The 20,634-nt window shown below is 61.3% G+C and carries 18 protein-coding genes; 5 read left to right on the top strand and 13 right to left on the bottom strand.

The window, feature by feature from the left end; all coding sequences use genetic code 11:
* Positions 1-32: 32 nt before the first annotated feature.
* Positions 33-1,052, bottom strand: a complete 1,020-nt coding sequence (locus tag ABM428_RS05210; RefSeq protein WP_353628236.1) for an ABC transporter substrate-binding protein — start codon at positions 1,050-1,052, stop codon at positions 33-35.
* Positions 1,053-1,293: 241 nt separating this feature from the next.
* On the opposite strand from ABM428_RS05210, the gene rpe reads away from it, so the two are divergent.
* A complete protein-coding gene (rpe, locus tag ABM428_RS05205; RefSeq protein WP_037943580.1) occupies positions 1,294-1,983 on the top strand; it encodes a ribulose-phosphate 3-epimerase in 690 nt (229 codons plus the stop codon).
* Between the two features lie 96 nt (positions 1,984-2,079).
* Here rpe and ABM428_RS05200 read toward each other — a convergent pair whose 3' ends face one another.
* The 11 genes from ABM428_RS05200 to ABM428_RS05150 all read right to left on the bottom strand — a co-directional run bounded on the left by ABM428_RS05200 (position 2,080) and on the right by ABM428_RS05150 (position 13,733).
* Entirely contained in the window at positions 2,080-3,573 is a 1,494-nt protein-coding gene (locus tag ABM428_RS05200; RefSeq protein WP_353628235.1) for a class I adenylate-forming enzyme family protein, read from the bottom strand.
* A gap of 84 nt (positions 3,574-3,657) precedes the next feature.
* Positions 3,658-4,431, bottom strand: a complete 774-nt coding sequence (locus tag ABM428_RS05195) for an oxepin-CoA hydrolase, alternative type (protein WP_009826245.1) — start codon at positions 4,429-4,431, stop codon at positions 3,658-3,660.
* Complete coding sequence (locus tag ABM428_RS05190) at positions 4,428-4,886, bottom strand: PaaI family thioesterase (RefSeq protein WP_235208512.1); 459 nt, start codon at positions 4,884-4,886, stop codon at positions 4,428-4,430. Before ABM428_RS05190 ends, ABM428_RS05195 begins: the two co-directional genes overlap by 4 nt.
* Positions 4,837-5,970: an acyl-CoA dehydrogenase gene (locus tag ABM428_RS05185; protein ID WP_353628234.1), complete on the bottom strand. Its 1,134-nt coding sequence runs from the start codon at positions 5,968-5,970 to the stop codon at positions 4,837-4,839. The genes ABM428_RS05190 and ABM428_RS05185 overlap by 50 nt, the downstream gene beginning before the upstream one ends.
* Positions 5,967-7,172, bottom strand: coding sequence for an acyl-CoA dehydrogenase family protein (locus tag ABM428_RS05180; RefSeq protein WP_005851934.1), 1,206 nt, complete (start codon positions 7,170-7,172; stop codon positions 5,967-5,969). Before ABM428_RS05180 ends, ABM428_RS05185 begins: the two co-directional genes overlap by 4 nt.
* 46 nt (positions 7,173-7,218) lie before the next feature.
* Positions 7,219-9,315 carry an FAD-dependent oxidoreductase gene (locus ABM428_RS05175; RefSeq protein ID WP_132997030.1) on the bottom strand — a complete coding sequence of 699 codons (2,097 nt, stop codon included), beginning with the start codon at positions 9,313-9,315 and terminating at the stop codon, positions 7,219-7,221.
* Between the two features lie 28 nt (positions 9,316-9,343).
* The gene (locus tag ABM428_RS05170) at positions 9,344-10,120 is read right to left on the bottom strand and encodes an IclR family transcriptional regulator (protein WP_009826240.1); all 777 of its coding nucleotides are present in this window, start codon (positions 10,118-10,120) and stop codon (positions 9,344-9,346) included.
* Positions 10,117-11,457 (bottom strand): TRAP transporter large permease, encoded by a 1,341-nt coding sequence (locus tag ABM428_RS05165; RefSeq protein ID WP_005851928.1) that lies wholly within the window; start codon positions 11,455-11,457, stop codon positions 10,117-10,119. Before ABM428_RS05165 ends, ABM428_RS05170 begins: the two co-directional genes overlap by 4 nt.
* The gene (locus ABM428_RS05160) at positions 11,457-11,990 is read right to left on the bottom strand and encodes a TRAP transporter small permease (protein ID WP_005851926.1); all 534 of its coding nucleotides are present in this window, start codon (positions 11,988-11,990) and stop codon (positions 11,457-11,459) included. The genes ABM428_RS05165 and ABM428_RS05160 overlap by 1 nt, the downstream gene beginning before the upstream one ends.
* Before the next feature lie 27 nt (positions 11,991-12,017).
* Positions 12,018-13,073, bottom strand: a complete 1,056-nt coding sequence (locus ABM428_RS05155; protein ID WP_037943567.1) for a C4-dicarboxylate TRAP transporter substrate-binding protein — start codon at positions 13,071-13,073, stop codon at positions 12,018-12,020.
* A 165-nt stretch (positions 13,074-13,238) separates the two neighbouring features.
* Positions 13,239-13,733, bottom strand: coding sequence for a class I SAM-dependent methyltransferase (locus ABM428_RS05150; protein ID WP_132997204.1), 495 nt, complete (start codon positions 13,731-13,733; stop codon positions 13,239-13,241).
* A 160-nt stretch (positions 13,734-13,893) separates the two neighbouring features.
* Here ABM428_RS05150 and ABM428_RS05145 point away from each other — a divergent pair, with 160 nt between their 5' ends.
* The 4 genes from ABM428_RS05145 to ABM428_RS05130 are packed head-to-tail and all read left to right on the top strand — an operon-like array spanning position 13,894 to position 19,763.
* Positions 13,894-15,669, top strand: coding sequence for an ABC transporter ATP-binding protein (locus ABM428_RS05145; protein WP_132997031.1), 1,776 nt, complete (start codon positions 13,894-13,896; stop codon positions 15,667-15,669).
* Entirely contained in the window at positions 15,662-17,587 is a 1,926-nt protein-coding gene (locus ABM428_RS05140) for an ABC transporter substrate-binding protein (RefSeq protein WP_132997032.1), read from the top strand. The genes ABM428_RS05145 and ABM428_RS05140 overlap by 8 nt, the downstream gene beginning before the upstream one ends.
* On the top strand, positions 17,584-18,612 hold the full coding sequence (locus ABM428_RS05135) for an ABC transporter permease (protein WP_005851921.1): 1,029 nt from the start codon (positions 17,584-17,586) through the stop codon (positions 18,610-18,612). The genes ABM428_RS05140 and ABM428_RS05135 overlap by 4 nt, the downstream gene beginning before the upstream one ends.
* Positions 18,609-19,763, top strand: a complete 1,155-nt coding sequence (locus tag ABM428_RS05130; protein ID WP_132997033.1) for an ABC transporter permease — start codon at positions 18,609-18,611, stop codon at positions 19,761-19,763. Before ABM428_RS05135 ends, ABM428_RS05130 begins: the two co-directional genes overlap by 4 nt.
* A gap of 73 nt (positions 19,764-19,836) precedes the next feature.
* Here the strand turns inward: ABM428_RS05130 and ABM428_RS05125 are convergent, their stop codons facing one another.
* Entirely contained in the window at positions 19,837-20,607 is a 771-nt protein-coding gene (locus ABM428_RS05125; RefSeq protein WP_037963512.1) for an MBL fold metallo-hydrolase, read from the bottom strand.
* Positions 20,608-20,634: the final 27 nt, after the last annotated feature.

Genomic DNA, 20,634 nt, shown 5'->3' with positions numbered 1-20,634 from the left:
TGCCCGACCTGTCGTTGGTATAGATGGCGCGATCAGGCGCCGATGGTGTCGACGAAAGACGTGTCGATCAACGTCTCAAGCGTGATATCCGCATCCACAAGCCCCTCGGACTGGAACCAGCTCAGCTGGTCACGCACAGAGGCGACGTTCAACGCGGCCCCCTCGTTCAGACGCATGGTCCCGTTGACAATCCCCGGCGTCGCGGCCTCGAGCGTTTTGTCGGTGTAGACGTAGTTGTGGATCAGCTTGACCATCTCGGCCATGCCTTCCGCACCGGCGGTCTGTTCGATCATCGCCGCGTTGTAGTCAGCCGCCCCCTTGGCATAGGCCGCAAGGTAATCCTGCGTCTGCTGCTTTTCCTCACGCGCGTTCTTGGTCGAGGTAAAGACCGTGGTGACCTGATAGTCGGGCAGATAATCAGAGACGTTCCCGATGATATGCACGGCACCCGAGCCCGCCAGTGGCTTGGCGATATGGGGCACGATGGACCAGCCATCAATCTGGCCGGTCTTCAGCGCGCCGATGATGGCACCCACCTTCTGCAACGGCTTGAACGACAGCTCGATCCCCTCGGCCTGCGCCATCTTTGACCCCATATAATGGAACGACGATCCCGCCGTGGTCATGCCAAAGCTCTTCCCGTCCAGCATCGCAGGCGCGGTCACACCCGCCTGATAGGCCGCGTCCGAGGCCAGAAACTTCTGCCCGTCAATGCCCTTCTCTTCAGACAAAGCACCGCCGATCACCTTGATCGCACCCTTATCCGCCAGCGACACCAGCCCGCCCGAAATCGCGGTCACGGCATAGTCGACATCCCCGCTGGCAATCGCCACGGCCATCGGCTGGGCGGCCTGAAAGAACTTGAGCTCGACATCCAGACCGGCCTGCTTGAAATACTCGCGCTGATAGGCCACGAATGTGCCGGAATGGCTGGTAAAGCGCAGCGCGCCCAGAGTGATCTTTTTGCCCTGCGCAACAGCCGGTGCAGCAAGCCCGACCGCGGCAGCGGCCCCCATGGTCGCCAATGTCTGGCGGCGGTTGAATGTGGTCATGATATCCTCCCCTTGAATTTGCGCGCACAATGGGTCGTGGCATGACGTAGTGTCAAGCGCACGCCCCCCGAAAACCACCCTCAAGAACGAAGCGTCACCGCCTGCGGCACCCAGCCTCGCCCGCTTCCAAATGGCCTTAAATCCTCGCCGAAGGCTCCCCAGATTGCCAGCGCGCGCGACATTGCCTATATGGGCGTCACCGCTGCATCAGCCCCCTCCCTTTCACAAAAGGCCCGATCCCATGACCTTCGACCGTTCGATCAAAATCGCCCCCTCCATCCTTGCTGCCGACTTTGCCAATTTCGGGGCAGAGTGCGACGCCATCGAAGCGCAGGGTGCGGACTGGGTACATGTCGATGTAATGGACGGGCATTTCGTCCCGAACATCAGCTTTGGCCCGACCACCTGCGCCGCGATCCGCCCCCATATCAAGGGCGTGATGGACGTGCATCTGATGATCGCACCCGTGGATCCCTACATTGATGCCTTTGCCAAAGCCGGTGCCGATGTGATCACTGCCCATGTCGAAGCCGGCCCCCATATCCACCGCACGCTGCAAGCGATCCGCGGTGCCGGTGCCAAGGCCGGTGTCGCGCTGAACCCCGGCACGCCTGCCGCAGCGGTAGAGCATCTGCTGGACGTTGCCGATCTGGTCTGTGTGATGACCGTGAACCCCGGTTTCGGCGGGCAGAAGTTCATCGACATGAGCGACAAGATCCGCACCCTGCGCGCGATGATCGGCGACCGTCCGGTGCATATCGAAATTGACGGCGGTGTGGACGTAAACACCGCTTCCAGCGTGGCGCAGGCGGGGGCGGATGTGCTGGTCGCAGGCTCCGCCGTGTTCCGTGGCGGGTCTGTCAGCAACCCTGCCCCCTACGGCGAAAACATCCGCGCTATCCGCGCCGCTGCGGAAGGCGTCTACGTCTAAGCGCCAGCCGCACACCAGCGACAAAGGAAAAGGCCGGCCCCCACCACGGGGACCGGCCTTTTGCTTAACACCGCACAGGGAACAATCAGAAGCCAATCAGGCCAGCTGATCCTTGAATGTCTCGATCAGCTTGTGCTTGAGGATCTTGCCCGTGGGGGCCGCAGGCAGGGCCGTTCCGATAATAAACTGGCTGGGGCGCTTATAGCCAGTCAGCCGTTCCTTGACGAAGGCCTTCAGGTCTTGCGGGTCCAGCGTATCGCCCTCGGCGATCTGGACGAAGGCCAGCACCTCTTCGTCATTGCCGGTGGACCGGCCCACCACGGCGGCCTGAATGACCTGCGGGTGATCGTTGATCGCGGCCTCTACCTCCGGCGGGTAGACATTGAACCCGCCGTGGATGATCAGCTCTTTCGAGCGGCCCAGAATATGCAGATGACCGTGTTCGTCGAACGTCCCCAGATCGCCGGTGCGCAGCCAGCCATCCTGGCCGAGGACTTTGGCGGTTTCCTCGGGGTTCTTATAGTAGCCCTTCATGACGTGGGCCCCACGGGTCAGGACCTCGCCCTTGCCATTGCTGCCGCCTTCGACGGTATCATCGATCTTGGTCTCGACACCGGGCAAGGACGGACCGACCGAGATATCAGGCGATCCCAGCGGGTTGCTGGTGGCCGAGATACCGGCGGTGGATTCCGTCATGCCATAGCCGTTCTGGATCGCGACGCCGTAAAAGGCTTCGGCCTTGCGCTTCCACGTGGGGTCCAGCGGTGCCGCCCCCGAAGATACATAGCGCAGCGTTTCGGAGTTGAGCTGCGTGAGCCCCTGCTCTTTCGTGTATTGCATCAGCAGCGCGTGCATCTGCGGCACGGCCGACAGGAAGTTCACCCCCGTGGTCAGCGCGGTATAAAGCTTTTCGGCCGAGAAACGCGCCTCCAGCCGGATTTCGGCACCGGCGCAGCATGAGGCGGTCATGACTGAACACAGCCCGAAAACATGGGTCAGGGGCAACACGCCATAGACCACATCGCCTGCATTGATCCCCCGCAGCGTCGCCGAGGCATTGCCGCCAAAGCGCACGTTGGCATGGGTCAGCATCACGCCCTTTGGGTCGCCCGTTGTGCCGGTGGTATACAGCAGCACCGCCACATCGCTCAGATCCCCATCAGGGTTGCTGTCGATCGGAGTGGCCAGATGCATCGCGCCGAAGGCTCCGGTGATCTCTGCGGCACCCAGCCGTTCCGCATGGGCTGTCGCATCCGGTGAGGCGTGGCAGGTCATCAGCACAGCAGCAGGTGCCGCGTGGTCAATGATCCGCTGGATTTCGCCCGCGCTTTGGCGTGCATTGACGGGGATGATGACTGCGCCGGCTTTCCACGTGCCAAACACAGTGGCCACGGCGGCGGCACAGTTTTCCGACAGCATCAGCACGCGGTCGTTGGGCTGCACACCGGCATCCTTGAGCGCCTGCGCGATGTCATCGCTTGCCTTGTCGAACATCTTGTACGTCCAGCGTACCCCTGTGCTGTCGCTCAGCGCGGGCGCGTCCCCGCGTGCGGCCACTTGATCCGCCAGAAATTGCTCTACACGTACCATTATATTCTCTGCCTCCCCGCAGTCTTTCAGAACCCGGTCAGCGCGTCTGGCTGCGGGTTGGGTCAATAAATCGGTGGCCGAGGGTCAGCCGCCGTAATTTGGTGTGCGCTTCTCGAGGAAAGCGGCGATGCCTTCGGCGGCTTCATCTGCGCCGGTGGCATGGGCCATGGCGTCACATTCCGCTTCAAGCTGGTCGGCCTCGGACACGTCATAGCCCTGCGCCACCAGCCCGCGGATCACCCCTTGGGCTTCGCGGGGGCCTGCGGCCAAGCGGTCGGCAAGCGCCATTGCGGCCTCGAACGCGCCGCCCTTGTCGGTGACGGCATTTACCACGCCCAGATCATGCATGCGTTCAACGGTGACGGGCTGCGCCAGCAAGCACATCTCCATCGCGAGCTGTCGCGGCAGCGCACGCGCGAGCGAGGCGGTCAGCCCCCCGTCGGGCACCAGCCCCGCCTTGACGTAAGCAGCGGTGAACTTGGCACCGGCGGCGGCAACGATCAGATCGCAGGCCAGCGCGAAAGACAGCCCCGCGCCCGCGGCACCGCCTTCGACGGCGGCGATCACCGGCACCGGACAGGACCGGATCGCGCGGATCAGGCTGTGCAATTCGTTGATCTTGCCCCGACGTTCATCTTTGGGCATGTCGCGACGGGCGATCAGGACATTCAGATCGCCGCCCGCGCAAAAGAAATCCCCTTCGGAGGTGAGGATCACGGCACGAATACGCGGCGCGGCGGCCATTTCAATCGCTTGGCCGATGCAAGCGTAAAGCTCGGGCGACAGGGCCCCCCGCTTATGCGCGTTTCCGTTCCAGATGACGATCCGGTCACCCTTGTCTTCGATCCGAGCGCTCATTTCAGTTTCTCCTGTGGGACGCGCTTGAACACGCCTGTGGATGTCGCAATGACCGTACCGTCTTCGTGGACGAGTTCAGCGTCGATATACAGCAGGCTGCGGCCACCGCCCTTGATCGTGCCGGTCGCGGTCACGCGCCCGGGCTGCCCCGCGGCCAGAAACTGGGTCGTCAGCGAGATCGTGAGGAACGGGTGCTGGCCGGTGGGATCCACGCTCAGCGATCCGGTCATGCCACAGGCGTTATCCAGCAATGTGGCGGCAATACCGCCATGAAGGACCCCATGGCGGTTAAAGTGTTGCGGACCCAGATCAAGAAAGCAGCGCCCGTGGGCCGGATCGGATATGTCGACGACATATCCGACCAGGGTTTGGGTACCGGTCTCGTCCCGGATCAGCTGGCTTTCGTCAGGCTGCTGCAAGGGCAATGAAACGCTCCAGATGGTGGTCTGTGTCACCAAAGCGGTGGTCTGCCATGATGATACGCTTGGCGATGTGGGCCAGTTCGTATTCTTGCGTCATGGCGATACCGCCGTGCATCTGGATGCTGTCTTCGGCAACCAGACGGCCCGCGCGACCCAGCAGGTTCTTGGCGGCAGAGATATGCGTCTCGCGCGCTTTGTACTCCGCTTCGAGGTTGCCCGCGGCAACGATCACGGCAGAGCGCGCCTGCTCCATCTCGATCAGCAGGTCGGACATGCGGTGCGCGAGCGCCTGGAACGTGCCGATGGGCTTGCCGAACTGCTTGCGGGTCATCAGGTATTCGCGGGTCAGGCGGGTTGCCGTTTCCATCGCCCCCAGTGTTTCCGCACAGATCGCGACATTGGCCGCAGCGACGCGCGCCTCGATCGCCTTGAACGCCTTGCCCGCTTCACCCAGACGGGCAGAGGCAGGGACGGTCACATCATCCAGCGTGACTTCGGCGGCACGACCACCGGCCAGCAGCGCATAACCTTGCAGCGTGATGCCCTTGGTATCTACCGGCACGAGGAACAGCGAGATCCCGTTTTCGTCACCTGCCTCGCCGCTTTCGCGGGCAGAAACGATCAGCATGTCGGCGTTTTCAGCGTTGACCACAACCGCCTTGCGACCGTTCAGCACCACGTTGTCGCCATCGACCTTGGCGGTAGAGGTCACCTGGTTCAGGTCATAGCGGCTGGTGGGTTCGCCGTGGGCAAAAGCCACCTGCAACGCGCCACCGATCAGCTCTTCGACATGGGCCTGCTGGTCTTCATTGCCCAAGTCGGCAATCAGACCGCCGCCCAGAATGGCGGTATCAAGGAAGGGTTCGACCACGCCTGCGCGGCCCAGTTCCTCGAACACGACGGCGATGTCGAAACCAGCGCCGCCAAAGCCGCCCTGATCTTCGGTGAACAGCGCCCCGATGACGCCCAGTTCGGCCAGACCGTTCCAGATGTCCGCGGAAAAGCCGGTGTCGCTTTCAAGGATCTTGTTGCGGGCTGCTGTATCGTATTTGTCGCGCAGGAAACGGCGCAGACTGTCTTGCAGCATTTGGCGTTCTTCTGTCAGGTCGAAGTTCATGCTCCACCTCCCATCGTTGTTTTGGCAATGATCTGGCGCTGGATTTCGTTCGAGCCGCCAAAGATCGACAGTTTACGGTTGTTGAAATATTGCGCGGCGACGGGGCCGGCATTCAACGGATCAGGCAGGGCCAGGTTCGACCCTTCGATCGCTTCGGATGCAAATGGCATCGCATAGGCCCCCGCCGCACGACGTGCGAGGTCGTTGATCTCCTGACGGATAATCGTGCCTTTGACCTTCAGCATGGACGATTCAACGCCCGGTGCCGCGCCCGCTGCCGCCTTGGAGACGATACGCAGGTTTGTGGTGCTCATCGCCATTAGGTCGATTTCAACCTGTGCCACACGTGCCGCGAAATGCGGGTTCTGCATCAACGGCTTGCCGCCGGACATCTCTGCCTTTGCGATACGTTTGACCGCCGTCAGACCCGCTTGCGAGAACCCGACGCCCGCGATGTTGGTGCGTTCGTGGGTCAGCAGGTACTTGGCGTAGGTCCAGCCTTCGTTCTCTTTGCCGACAAGGTTTTCGACCGGCACTTTCACATCCGAGAACCAGACTTCGTTCACCTCGTGGGTGCCGTCGAGCAGGATGATCGGGCGCACTTCGACGCCGGGGGTGTCCATGTCGATCAGGAGGAAGGAAATACCCTCTTGCTGCTTCACCGTCTTGTCGGTGCGTACAAGGCAGAAGATCATGTTCGCGTGCTGACCCAGCGTGGTCCACGTCTTCTGGCCGTTGACTATGTAGTGCGTGCCTTCGTCGTTCAGAACCGCTTCGGTCTTGAGCGAGGCAAGGTCGGACCCCGCACCCGGCTCGGAATAGCCCTGACACCACCAGTCTTCGCCCGACAGGATGCGGGGCAGCCAGTAGTCATTCTGCTCTTGCGAGCCGAACTTTTGCAGCACGGGCGCCAGCATCGACAGGCCAAAAGGCACAATGCGCGGCGCATAGGCCGCAGCGGCTTCTTCTTCGAAGATGTGACGCTGAACCGCGTTCCATTCCGCACCGCCAAATTTCTTGGGCCAGTTCGGGGCCAGCCAGCCTTGGGCGTTCAGGATAGCATGCCACTGTTCCTGACCGTCTTTACCCAGCTCTTCACCCTTGCGGATTTTGTCGCTCATTTCCTTGGGGAGCTTTTCCTCAAGAAAGGCCCGCACTTCGGCGCGGAAAGCCTTTTCTTCGTCGCTATAGCTCAGATCCATTTGTCTTCCTCCGGTTTATACTGTCGGGCATTGCGCCCTTGTTCATTTACTTAGCGGCTTGTTTGTTCAGGTCGTCAAAGTTGCGCCCTTCGGCCACCAGCTGTTTCAGCAGCGGCGCGGGTTCCCAGAACCAGGCGTCTTCCTTGGCGTAGCTTTCGATGTCGGCCAGCAGTGCAGGCAGCCCTTGCAGGTCGGCCCATTTCATCGGGCCACCCCAGTAGCGCGGGAAGCCGTAGCCAAAGAGCAGGACCATATCCACGTCCAAGGGCCGCTTCGCGATACCCTCGCCCACGACCTTTGCCGCCTCGTTGACCATCGCGGCCATATAGCGGCGGACGATCTCTGCGTCGGTAAAGTCACGTGGGGTGATGTCACGCTCGGCGCGTTCTGCGGCGATCAGCTCGGACACTTCGGGATTCGGCACGCCGCCGCGCGATCCGGCCTCATAGATATAGTAGCCTTTGCCGGTCTTCTGACCAAAGTTACCGGCTTCGCAGATCTTGTCGGGGTATGTCGGCACGCGTTCGGCAGGGTGGCGCGTCGCCGCCTTGCGCTTGCGTGTGGCCCAGCCGATATCGAGTCCGGCCAGATCGCCCACGGCAAAGGGGCCCATGGCAAAGCCGAAATCCACCAGCGCCTTATCGATCTGGAACGGCGATGCACCATCAAGCACCATGTGATCGGCGGCGGTGCGGTAGGTTGCCAGAATACGGTTGCCGATAAACCCGTCGCAGACACCGGCGCGCACGGAAATCTTGTTCAGCGCCTTGCCCAGGGCAAAGCCCGTGGCGACCACATCGGGGGCGGTCTTTTCGGCGACAACCACTTCGAGCAGCTTCATGATATGCGCAGGCGAAAAGAAGTGCAGCCCGATCACATCCGCAGGGCGCGAGGTGCTGGCCGCGATCTCGTCCACATCCAGATAGGACGTGTTGGACGCCAGAATAGCACCGGGTTTGCACACGGCATCAAGCTTGCCGAAAACCTCTTTCTTGACACCCATGTCCTCGAACACGGCTTCGATCACCAGATCGACCGAGGCGAGGCTGTCATAGTTGATCGACACCTCAAGTGCGGTGTTGGTCATCGCGTCGTATTTCATCTGCGTGATCTTGCCACGCTTAAGCGCGCCGGAAAGATTGCCCGCGATGCGACCGCGCGCGGCCTCTGCCGCGTCTTCCTTCATCTCGATAAGCACGACGTTGAAGCCTGCCAACAGCGCCGCCGTGGCGATGCCTGCGCCCATAGTGCCGCCGCCGATGATGCCGATGGATTGCAACGCGCGGGGTTCGACGCCTTTCAGTTCCGGCAGGTTGCCTACCGCACGCTCAGAGAAGAACGCGTGGATCATGCCCTGACGCTGGTCTGTCTCCATCAACTCCATGAAAATCTTGCGCTCGGCCAGCATGCCTTCGTCAAAGGGCAGTTCTGCCGCGGCCTGAACCGCGCGGACCGCCTGCGCCGGAGAGATTTGCCCCCGCCCCTTTTTCAGCGTCCCGTCATAGGCGGCATCCCAGTCGATCGGCGCGGGTGCGGCCATCTCGCTGACGGGGCGGCGCGGTGCGTTGGTGGCGATCAGGTTCTCGGCATAGGCGACGCCCACATCCTCGGGGTCGCCCTCGGTGACCTGATTGACAATGCCAAGGCTTTCGGCTTCGGCCGCTTTGACCTGACGGCCAGAGGTGATCAGATCAAGCGAGGGGTCCACACCGATCAGACGCGGCAAACGCTGGGTCGCACCGGCACCGGGGATCAGGCCCAGATGCACTTCGGGCAGGCCCACTTTGGCCGACGGCTGCGCCACGCGGTAATGCGCCGACAGCGCGATCTCGAGCCCGCCGCCCAAGGACACACCATGCATGGAGGCAACAACGATCAGCGGGGACTCCTCGATCCGTTTGCACACATCGGGCAGGAAAGGTTCCAGCGGCGTTTTGCCGAATTCGGTGATATCCGCACCGGCGATAAAGGCGCGGCCCTCGCCGACGATAACCACGGCTTTGACGCCGTCATCGGCCTCGGCCTGCGCCATACCGGCCACCAGACCTTCACGAACAGCATGGGACAACGCATTGACCGGGGGGTTCTTGATCCGCAGTACGGCCACGTCGCCTTTGCGGGTATATCCAATCTTGTCAGTCATTTAGCATATTCCTTGGTCTAGTCTTATTTCAGTCCCGGCGGCTGAGCGCGGGGGTGCGCCCGGTGCGCTGTTCAAGCGCGCGCACCAGTTCACGCAACGCGGGGCCGACCTCTTGCACGATACGGGAATCGGGCAAATCATGTGGCATGGCACCGGCGGTGAACGATACCGGTTCGCCGAACTCTTCGGCAAAATAGGGGACACTTACGGCGTTGATCGTACTGGCATATCGTGTGCCCTCCGACGCGTAGGCGAACCCTTGTTCTATCAATTGCGAATATCCCTCCGCCCGGAACCTTCGCATATCCGCTTCGGGCGTCAACTGCTCAAAGCGCTCTTCGCCAAGTGACGCCACGACGGCCATGCCTGACGACGATCCGAACACGGGAATCCGGTGCCCCGGCTCCAGCCAGATGGTCGAAGCGTTCTGTGGCCGCCATGTGCGCACCAGCATCATTTTCTCGTCGTCGCGCACGGCGACCAGCAATAGCGTGCCCGTTTTATCGGCCAGCTCTTGCATGGCGTCGGACACCAAATCCAGAAAGTTCACCGCTACCGATGCGACAGAGCCAAGCGCGATAGCCGACGGCCCCAGCCGAAAGCGGTCATTGCGCCCGCCGTGGCTGAGGTAGCCCAGTTCGCACAGCGTATAGGTCAGCCGCGACACCGTAGGCTTGGGCAGCCCCGTCCGGTCGGCAATCTGCGCGTGGGTCAGCCCGCTGTCACTGGCGCGAAAGGCCCGCAATACAGCAAGCCCCCGCGCCAGAGTGTTGGCAAACTTCCTGTCTGTGGTGTCCCCACTCATCGCGCCGCCATAGGAATAAGCAGCGAGATCATCGGGAAGGACATGATCAGCACCAGCACGATCACGTCAACGCTGAGGAAGCGCGTGATACCGGCAAAGATCTTGTCGATCGGAGCCTCTTTGCCCACCACATTGGCGATAACAAAGACGTTCAACCCGACAGGCGGCGTGATCAGCCCGATTTCCAGCAGTTTAATCACCACAACACCGAACCAGATCAGGTTCATGTCATAGCTTTCCACCAGCGGGATCATCAGCGGCAGGGTCAGAACCATGATGCCAATGGGATCAAGGAACATGCCAAGCAACAGATAGATCGCGGCAATCGCCAGCAGCAGGACCACGACGGACAGCTCTGCCTCGGCCACGACGTTCACAATCATCGGGGCAACGTTGGTCAGGGCGATAAAGGCCACAAAGATCTTGGCCCCTGCCGCGATAAAGAAGATCGCCGCGGTCTGGATGCACGTCTCTTTCACCGCGTCCCACAGGCCCTGCAAGGTCAGCTTGCGCTGCGCAAAACCGATCAGCGTCGCCGCGACCACGCAGACAGCCGCCGCTTCGGTCGCCGTAAAGATACCGCCGTAGATACCGCCGATGATCAACACGAACAGCATGACCGCAGGCCAGCTTTCAGCCGCCGCCGCAAAGCGTTCCTTGGCGGAGTAGCGTGTCGCTGTCGAAGGGGCGATTTCGGGCGAACGCCAGACCCAGACGGCGATCACAAGGATAAAGCCCGCCAGCGTCAGCAGCCCCGGCAAAACACCCGCGAGGAACAGCGACGAAATCGAGGTCTCGGTGAAGATACCGTAGATGATGAACAGAACCGACGGCGGGATCAGCGAGCCCAGCGTGCCCCCTGCCGCGACCGACGCTGTTGCCAGACGCGGGTCATAGCCCATGCGCAGCATCTCGGGCGTACAGATTTTCCCCATGGTCGAGGCACAGGCGATAGAGCTGCCGGTAATGGCCGAAAATCCGCCACAGCCCATGACACTTGCCATGGCAACACCGCCGGGCAGACGCGTCAGCCAGACCTTGGCCGCGTGGTAGATCTTGGTCGTGATATCCGCGCGATAGGCAATGTGCCCAAGGGCGACAAACAGCGGTATCATCGATAGATCGTAGGAGTGTATCAGGTCAAAGGAGTTCGAGAACACCATCGACGTTGTGGCACGGATGGCACGTTCGGGCATGAAAGTGCCGGTGCGAAAGGCAAAGATAAAGAAGGTCGCAATCGTCGCGACACTGGCCAGCGCAAAGGCAATCGGCACACGCAGCGCCAACAGGATCAGAACGGCAGCAAAGGCAATCAGCCCGATGGTCGACGCATCCATTACAGCACCTCTTTTTCGGCAACGAGCTCGATTGTGTGGTTTTCTTCGTCCGAAACGATGCCCCCGGACAGGATGGTCCGCACATCGCGGATCGCCAATTCCGCCAGACGCAGCCAGCAGGCGGCGATACCGACCACAAACAACAGACGTCCGGGCCATTTGGGCAGGTTCAGGTCACCGTAGAAAAAGCTGCCCTTTTCCCAAACGCTCAGGAATTCGCGGCCGCCGGAATAGATCAGACCGCCCAAGGCGATCATCCCCATGACCGACCCCAGCACAATAAGCCAGGACCGGAGTTTGGGCCCGAACCGGTCGGACACAAAAGCCACACTAACGTGAGCGCGGTTTGCGGTCGCTGCCGCAAGGGGCAGGAGGATGGCCGCAACCATCAGCTCCCGCACCAAAGTAACGCTATCGGGTACGCTAGATGCGAAGACGGCGCGTGCGACCACGTTGGACGTGATCAAGATCCCCAAAAGGATGACCGCAGCCGCGCCCAACCCCAACAGGATTTTCTCAAGTGGTACCAACATGGTCCCTGCTCCTCCCAAAGCTTGTGTTTAGTTGTTGTCAGCTGCCCAAGGGTAACCGTTCTCGTCGCGCTCTTGCGTGTATTTAGCGATCAGCGCCTTGTAGTCTTCCAGCAGTTGCTCGCCCGGCAGACCGGTGCGGTTGGCTGTCTCGACCCACTCGGCCAGATACTTCTCGCCGCCTTCGACCAGCTTGGCGCGCTCTTCCGCGGGCAGTTCGAACACTTCGACGCCTTGCTCTTTCATCGCGGCAATGGCGTTGTCGTTCGCGGTTGTGATCATGCGGCCGAATTCATCGGACAGATCAGCACCGGTTTCCAGCAGCACAGCTTGCTGATCTTCGGACAGCGCATCGAACATGTCTTTGTTCATGAAGATGCCGACGCCGCCAACCTGGCCCCAGTTCAGCAGGGTGTAGTTGTCCATGACTTCGGCCTGCTTCAGCGCGGCAACAGCGTAGGAATACCCTTGGCTACAGTCGATCAGACCGGTGTCGAGCCCTTGGTACGCGTCATAGATCGACATGTTGACCATGTTCGCGCCTTCGTCACCAAAGACCTTACCGTAGGCCCCTGTGCCGCGTACTTTCTTGCCGGCGATATCGGCAACCGAACGGATCGCGTCCCCCTTACAGCCGATGTTCACCTGGCTGGTGGTCCATGTGCCGATGTACACGAGGTTTTTTTCAGCCAGGTTTTCCGCAATCGCGGGGTTCGAGCGCATCAGTTCGTCCGTGGCGCGCATACCGACCCAGGCGTCTGGGTTGTTTACGGGCAGGTCAGCGATGCCATAGGCGGCCATTTCCTGCGGATAATACACCGCGATCACCGACCCCATATCCGCCACACCGTCACCGATGGACTGTACGGCCGCATTCGCCTTGAACAGCGCGCCGCCCCACTGGATGTCGAGGCGCAGATCATTTTCCGACCGCTCTGCAACCTGATCGGCGAACCACTGCAACGCGTCTGCACGGGCACCGCGATTCGGGCCTGCTTCGCCGTGGATCAGCACGGTTTCAGCACCGGCAACGGAAGCAGCCACAGTCATTGCAGCAGCGAAAGATAGGTTTTTCAAAAAGGACATGTAATTCCCTCCCAAGAATTATTTTACCATGCGAAACATCGTTTCACTATGTCTCGGGCGCACACTAGGGAGGGGATTTGGAACGTGCAAGCGAAACTTAAAGCGGCGCCGGAATACCGACGCCACTTACTATTTAACCATTACGTATCAAGTACTTAATTCAGATCATGACTTCTCGCGGCGGTACATGAAGCAGCGTCCCTCCACAGCTTCAGGTGGTAAGGGGATTTCGATCAAATTGTCGAAATACATCCGGTCACTGGACACCATGATGCCCCCGACGGCCAATAACGGCTCGATCAAAGGCGAGATTTCACGCGCGAAAGCATCGTTTTTTGCAAGGTTATGCCCGCCAAGATCCGCGTGAATCAGAGCCGCATTCGCGCCAAAGCGCGTCAGTGCCGCAGGCAGGGTTTCGTGCACATCCCCCAGGATCAGTTGATGGTCCTCGGGCGTGCTATCGGGATTCGATGCAACAGCGCGCTCAAACACAAAGATTTCCCGTTCGGGCATCGTTTCGCGGATGTGGTGAAACGTGCGTCCATTGCCCAATCCCAGTTCAAACACCGGCCCCGTCATTGTCTGAGTCAGGGCGGCGGCATGGTCGATACACGCACGCTGTGACACCATACGGTTGATAAAAATGTCCAGGCGGCTCATCGCGGTTCTCCTTCGGGTTGGGTCGTACTGATGCAACATGGGGACGCCGCCCCCCTTTGTGTACCGCTGACGCTTGGTTTTTGCGCTGCCCCCTAGACGCTTGGGTGTTTATCGGCTTCACTCGATAGGTAATGATCGCTCTGACCCGCTTGGGATAACAATGGCCCCCCTTCTTGAAGTAAATGATCTGTCGATCGGTTTCGGCAACGGCCCGTCGGTCGTGGACGGCGTCAGCTTTGCGTTGAACGCGGGCGAGACCCTCGCGCTGGTGGGCGAAAGCGGGTCCGGCAAAACGCTGTCCTGCCGGTCGGTTTTGCGATTACTGCCCGATGCGGCACAGATGCGTGGCGGGTCGATCCGGTTCAACGGGGCCGAGGGTGCCGTCAACCTGCTGTCCCTCCCCGAAAAGAAGATGCGCGCCATTCGGGGGGATCGCATCTCGATGATCTTTCAAGAACCCATGCGGTCGCTATCGCCGCTGCACCGGCTTGGCGATCAGGTCGCCGAAGTGCTGCGCTTGCACCGCAATATGGGACGAAGGGCAGCCAAGCGTGCCGTGCTCGAACAGTTTGAGAAGGTCGGTTTTGTCGATCCACTGCGCGCCTGGAAAAGCTATCCGTTCGAGATGTCCGGCGGGATGCGCCAGCGCGCGATGATCGCCATGGCCATGGTCGCCAAGCCCGAGCTGTTGATCGCGGACGAACCGACGACCGCCTTGGATGTGACGACCCAGGCGCAGGTGCTCGGGCTGATCCGGTCGCTTCAGGCAGAAACCGGTATGGGTGTGATCCTTGTGACCCATGATCTGGGCGTCGTGGCGAATATGGCGCAGCGGGTCGTGGTGATGAACAAGGGCCGCGTGATGGAACGGGGCGATGCGCAAGAGGTGTTGGGCAGCCCCGCCCACCCCTACACCGCCAAGCTTTTCGCCGCCGCCCCGATGATCCCCGCCGTGGCCGCCCCTGCGCCCGCATCCCCGAAGCCCGCAGACGATGTGATCCTTGATCTGCGCGACGTGTCCAAGACCTACACCATGCGGGCAGGCGGCTGGCGCAAGCCGGTGTCCGTATCCGCCTGCCAGCACGTTGACCTGCACCTGCCCCGTGGCAAGACACTGGCGATTGTTGGCGAAAGCGGATCGGGCAAGACCACCTGCGCCCGCATCGCCATGGGGGCCGAACGTCCCGATGCCGGCGGCGAAGTGCTGTTTCGCCCCGACCCCGCCGCCGCACCGCTGGCCGTGCATGATCTGTCGCCCACTGAACGCACCGCATTTCAACGGCAAGCGCAGATGGTGTTTCAAGACCCGTATTCCTCGCTAAGCCCGCGGATGCGCGTGCAGCAAGCCCTGACCGAACCGATGGAGGTGCACAACATCGGCACAGCCCGCGACCGCCGTGAAAAGGCGGCCGAAATGCTGCGGTGGGTCGGATTGAACCCTGATATGCTTGGCCGGTTCCCGCATGCGTTTTCAGGCGGCCAGCGCCAACGGCTGTCCATTGCCCGCGCGCTGACGCTCGATCCGAAGCTGCTGATCTGCGACGAACCCACCTCGGCGCTGGATGTCTCGGTCCAAGAGCAAATTCTGACCCTGCTCGAAGACATCCGCGACCGCGCCAACCTGAGCTACCTGTTCATCAGCCATGATCTGGCGGTCGTTGCCCGCATCGCGGACGAGGTCGCGGTCATGCGCGCTGGCGTGATCGTCGAACAGGCCCCGCCCGACACGTTGTTCTACAATCCGCAACACCCCTACACCCGCGCCTTGATCGCGGCACAGCCCGAACCCGACATCAGCCGGCCCATCGATCTTGATCTGGTCGCCAAGGGCGCGGGCTCTCCCTTGCTCTGGCCCGAACAGTTCCGTTTTGAAGGCCATCACGCCCCCGCCCTGCGCGAGCTTGAGCCCGGCCATAAGGTGCGTTGTCATGCGTAAGTTCTTCCTTGCCCTCGCCGCGACCCTCGCCTTTGCGCCCCTTGCCGCGCATAGCGACGGCCCCGTGCTGCAAGAAAGCAGCTTTTGGGCGCAAGAGGTCAACGCCGGCAGCCTGCCCCACGTGCAGGACCGCATCCCGTCAGAGCCTCTGGTCGTCGACCTCGAAGCCAAGGGCCGCAGCTTTGGGCGTCAGGGCGGGACGCTACGCACGTTGATCTCGCGCACCAAGGACGTGCGGCAAATGGTCGTTTACGGCTATGCGCGGCTGGTAGGGTATCAGCCTGACTACACGCTTGCCCCCGATATCCTCGCCGCGGTGGACGTGGAAGAAGGGCGCAAATTCACGCTTCACCTGCGCCCCGGTCACCGCTGGTCGGACGGCATGCCCTTTACCTCGGATGATTTCCGTTACTGGTGGGAAAATGTTGCCAACGACCCGGACATCACCCCCAGCGGGCCGCCGGATTTCATGATCGTGGACAACCGCCTGGGAAAGGTCACCTTCCCCGATGAACATACGGTCGTGTTCGAATGGCAGATCCCCAATCCGAATTTTCTGCCGCTGCTGGCGCAAGCAAGCCCGCCGTTCATCTATCGCCCGGCCCACTACCTGTCGCAGTTCCACAAGAAGTTCGCCGATCCCGATGCGCTGGTCGAAAAGGTCAAAGCCGCGCGGGTCAAAAGCTGGGCCGCGCTGCACAACAAGCGCGACAATATGTACAAGTTCGACAACCCCGCGCTGCCGACCCTGCAGCCGTGGATCAACACCTCGGACAAGGACAGTTCGCGCAAGCTCTTTGTGCGTAACCCCTATTTCCACCGTATCGACAGCCGGGGCGTGCAGCTGCCCTATATCGATGTGGTGCAGATGACCGTGGTCGGCGGAGGGCTGATCGCGGCCAAGGCCAACGCGGGCGAGGTCGACCTGCAGGCGCGCGGGCTCGATTTCCCCGATGTCGCGATCCTCAAGAAAGGCGAGGCGGACGGCGGCAAATACCGCACCCTGCTTTGGGCCAACGGTGCCGCCAGCCAGATCGCCATCTATCCCAACCTGAACTTCGCCGACCCCGTGTGGCGCGAGGTCATGCGCGACGTGCGTTTTCGCCGCGCCCTGAGCCTCGGCATCGATCGACGCATGATCAACCGCGCGCTCTATTTCGGCCTCGCCAGCGAAGGCGGCATGTCCGCCCTGTCGCAAAGCGCGCTTTACAACGACGACAACACACATGCGTGGTCCATGATGAACCTCGCCCATGCCAACGCGCTGCTGGATGATATGGGTCTGACCGACCGCACCCCCGCAGGGCTCCGCAAGCTTCCCGATGGCCGCCCGATGGAATTCGTGATCGAAACCGCCGGCGAACGCAGCGAGGAAGAAAACGCGCTGGCGATCATCGCGGACACATGGCGTGATCTGGGCATCCGCCTGATCATGCGCCCGCTGGACCGCGATATCCTGCGCAACCGGATCTATGCAGGGCGGACCATGGCCTCGGTCTGGTTCGGCTGGGACAACGGGCTTCCGGGGCCGTCGACCTCTCCTTCCTATCTGGCGCCGACCAATCAGGAATTCTTTGCCTGGCCGATGTGGGGACAATACTACCAAACAGTCGGACAGGCCGGGTCGCCCCCTGATATGCAGCCCGCGAAACGGCTGATGCTGCTGGCGAATGACTGGAACCACACCGACGACCCACAGGTGCGCGAAGACATCTGGAAGCGGATGCTCGCCATCCACGCCGAACAGCAATTCGCCATCGGCGTGCTGGCCGAGGCCCCGCAACCCGTCGTCGTCTCAAACGATCTGATGAATGTACCGGAGCATGGAATCTGGGCCTTTGATCCCGGCGCGCATTTCGGCATTCACCGCATCGACGAATTCTACTTCCAAGACCCCCATGTGCAGGTAAGCCGATGATCTTCCTCCGATACGCCGTGTGGCGTTTCATCACCATGCTACTGACCCTCTGGGTGGTCTCGCTTCTGGTTTTCGTCATCATCAACCTGCCCCCCGGCGACTATCTATCGAACCAGATCGCCGAGTTGCGCGCGACGGGTCAGGCCGAAGGCGTCGCCAAGGCCGAGTTTCTGCGCCACGAATACGCGCTGGATGAACCGATCTGGAAGCAATACCTGATCTGGGTCGGCATGGTGCCGGGGCCGCAGGGGTTTGCCGGGTTGATCCAAGGCAATTTCGGCTGGTCGTTCGAGTTTGACCGCCCCGTGGGCGAAATCGTCGGCGATGCGCTATGGATGACGGTGCTGGTCAATCTCGCCGCGGTATTATTCGTTTATCTTATCGCCCTGCCGCTAGGGGTGCTTGCCGCCGCCAAATCTGAGACTTGGGTCGATTATACCGCCGGCTTTCTGGGCTACCTCGGGCTCGCGACACCGAACTTCCTGCTGGCACTGATCCTGTTTTACTATGGCCATAAATACTTTGACCTGCCGATTGGCGGGCTTATGGCCCCCGAACTTGAGGGCCAGCCCATGTCTTGGGAGAAAGTACGCTCGGTCCTGCTGCACCTGATCGTTCCGACCTTTGTGATCGGCACCGCCGGAGCCGCCGCGATGATGCAGCGGTTACGGGCGAATATGCTCGACGAGCTTGATAAACCCTATGTGGAGACCGCCAAGGCCAAGGGCATGGGCCCCGCGCGGCTGCTGTCGAAATACCCGCTGCGCGTGGCCTTCAACCCCTTTGTCGCGGATATCGGGAACCTGCTGCCTGCGATGGTCTCGGGCTCTGTGCTGGTATCGGTGGTGCTGGGCTTGCAAACCATCGGGCCCTATCTGCTGGTGGCGCTGAAGTCCCAAGACCAGTTCCTCGCGGCGTTCATCCTGATGTTCGTGGCCCTGCTGACGCTGATCGGCACGATGATCTCTGACATGCTGCTGGTCCTGCTTGATCCGCGCATCCGTTACGGGGCACGCAGCTCATGAGCATCCAGCCGGACAACCGCTTTGTCGACACCACCCCCTGGACCGACGACGGCGATCTTTCCGCGCCTGAGCGGGCCGAGATGGACGCCTCTGTCGCGCGGCTCATGTGGCGCAAGTTCCGGCGGCACAAGCTGGCGCTGGTATCCGGGCTGTTTCTGGCCTTCTGCTATCTGATCCTGCCAGTGGCGGGGTTCATCGCGCCCTACACACCAAACGAGCGCAACGCCGAACACATCTACGCGCCCCCCCAAAGCATCAACCTTTGGCACGAGGGCAGTTTCATCGGCCCCTTCGTCTACGAAACGACGGGCACTGCGGATCTGGTGAATTTCCGCTGGGTCTACGACACCGATACCAGCAACCCGCGCAAGATTGAGTATTTTTGTAAGGGTGAAACCTACCACCTCTTTGCGGTCATCCCCAGCGACACCCACCTGTTCTGCGCGCCCGACGGGGCGACGGTGTTTCTCTGGGGATCGGATCGGTTGGGGCGCGATGTGTTCAGCCGCATCCTCTATGGCGCGCAGCTGTCCTTGACGGTGGGGTTGATCGGCATCACGGTCAGCTTTGTGCTGGGGATTTTCTTTGGATCGCTGGCCGGCTACTTCGGCGGCAAGACCGACTGGCTGGTCAACCGCGCGATCGAGATTTTGCGGTCCTTGCCAGAGCTCCCGCTCTGGCTCGCGCTTTCGGCGGCGGTGCCGTCGAACTGGGGGCCGGTGTCGGTGTTCTTTATCATCTCGATCATCCTCGGGATTCTGGACTGGCCCGGGCTGGCGCGGGCGGTACGGTCAAAATTCCTGAGCCTGCGTGAAGAGGAATACGTCAAAGCGGCCGAGATGATGGGCGCGTCGCCCGCACGGGTGATCCGCAAACACTTGCTGCCGAATTTCATGTCGCATCTGATCGCCAGCGCGACCCTGTCGATCCCGGCGATGATCCTTGGGGAAACCGCGCTTAGTTTCCTCGGGTTGGGTCTACGCGCACCCGCGGTCAGCTGGGGCGTCATGCTGAATGACGCGCAAAATCTGGCGAGCATCGAAATCTACTGGTGGACCGCCATTCCCATGCTGCCGATCATCGTCGTGGTGCTGGCGTTCAACTTCCTGGGCGATGGTCTGCGCGCAAGTCTTGATCCGTATAAATCCTGACCCACTGGGGCCTTCAGTTCCAAATGGTCTAAATCCCGGGGGGTGCGGGGGGTTGGCCCCCCGCTGCGCCGGGTTAGTACCAGTCGCCCATTTTGACTTCGATCCCCTCGCCGACCATGGCGGCAAAGGCGGCGGGGTCTTGCGTGCCGTCGTCGCGCCCACGGTAATGGTAGGGGTAGACGAAGGAGGGTTTGAACGTCGACACCGCAGCCGCGGCCGAGGTCGCGTCCATGGTAAACGGCAGGTTCATACAGACAAACGCCAGATCGATATTCTCTAGCGCCAGCATCTCCGGCGTCGCTTCGGTATCGCCCGAGATATACACGCGGAAATCGCTGAGGTTCACGATATAGCCGTTGTCACGCCCCTGCGGGTGGAACTGCTTGCGTTCTTCGGTGGTGTTATAGGCGGGGATCGCCTCGATCGAGACCTCGTTGAACATCGCCTGCTCGCCATTGGCCAGTGCATTCGCCTTGGCCTTCAGTGCCTCGGGCAGCATATCGTAGACGGCAGGATTGGTAAGGATCTGCGTGTTTTCGCCCACCACACCGGCCAGTGTTTCGGCGTTATAGTGATCGCCGTGCTCGTGGGTGATCAGGATCAGATCGGGGGTGGCAAAATCGCTGTAGTTGGCGACCTCGCCCACGGGATCGCAGTAGATCACGCCGGCTGGCGTCTCCATCACAAAGGACGCGTGGTCGATGGGGTGCACTTTGACCTCGCCGCCGGTCATGGGGAACATATTTCCGCCGTGAGCCGCGGCTTGCGCGGCATAAGGCAGTAGCGTCACAACCCCGGCAGTGGCGACGGTGGTCGTCAGGAATTGGCGTCTGGACTGTTTCATGGGAATTCTCCTGTTGCAGGTGAAGAT

The organism is Sulfitobacter sp. TCYB15 (genome assembly GCF_040435955.1).
Taxonomy (GTDB): Bacteria; Pseudomonadota; Alphaproteobacteria; order Rhodobacterales; family Rhodobacteraceae; genus Sulfitobacter; species Sulfitobacter pontiacus.
The sequence above is the reverse complement of the archived record's forward strand: the minus strand, read 5'-3'. Positions and strand labels throughout refer to the sequence as shown.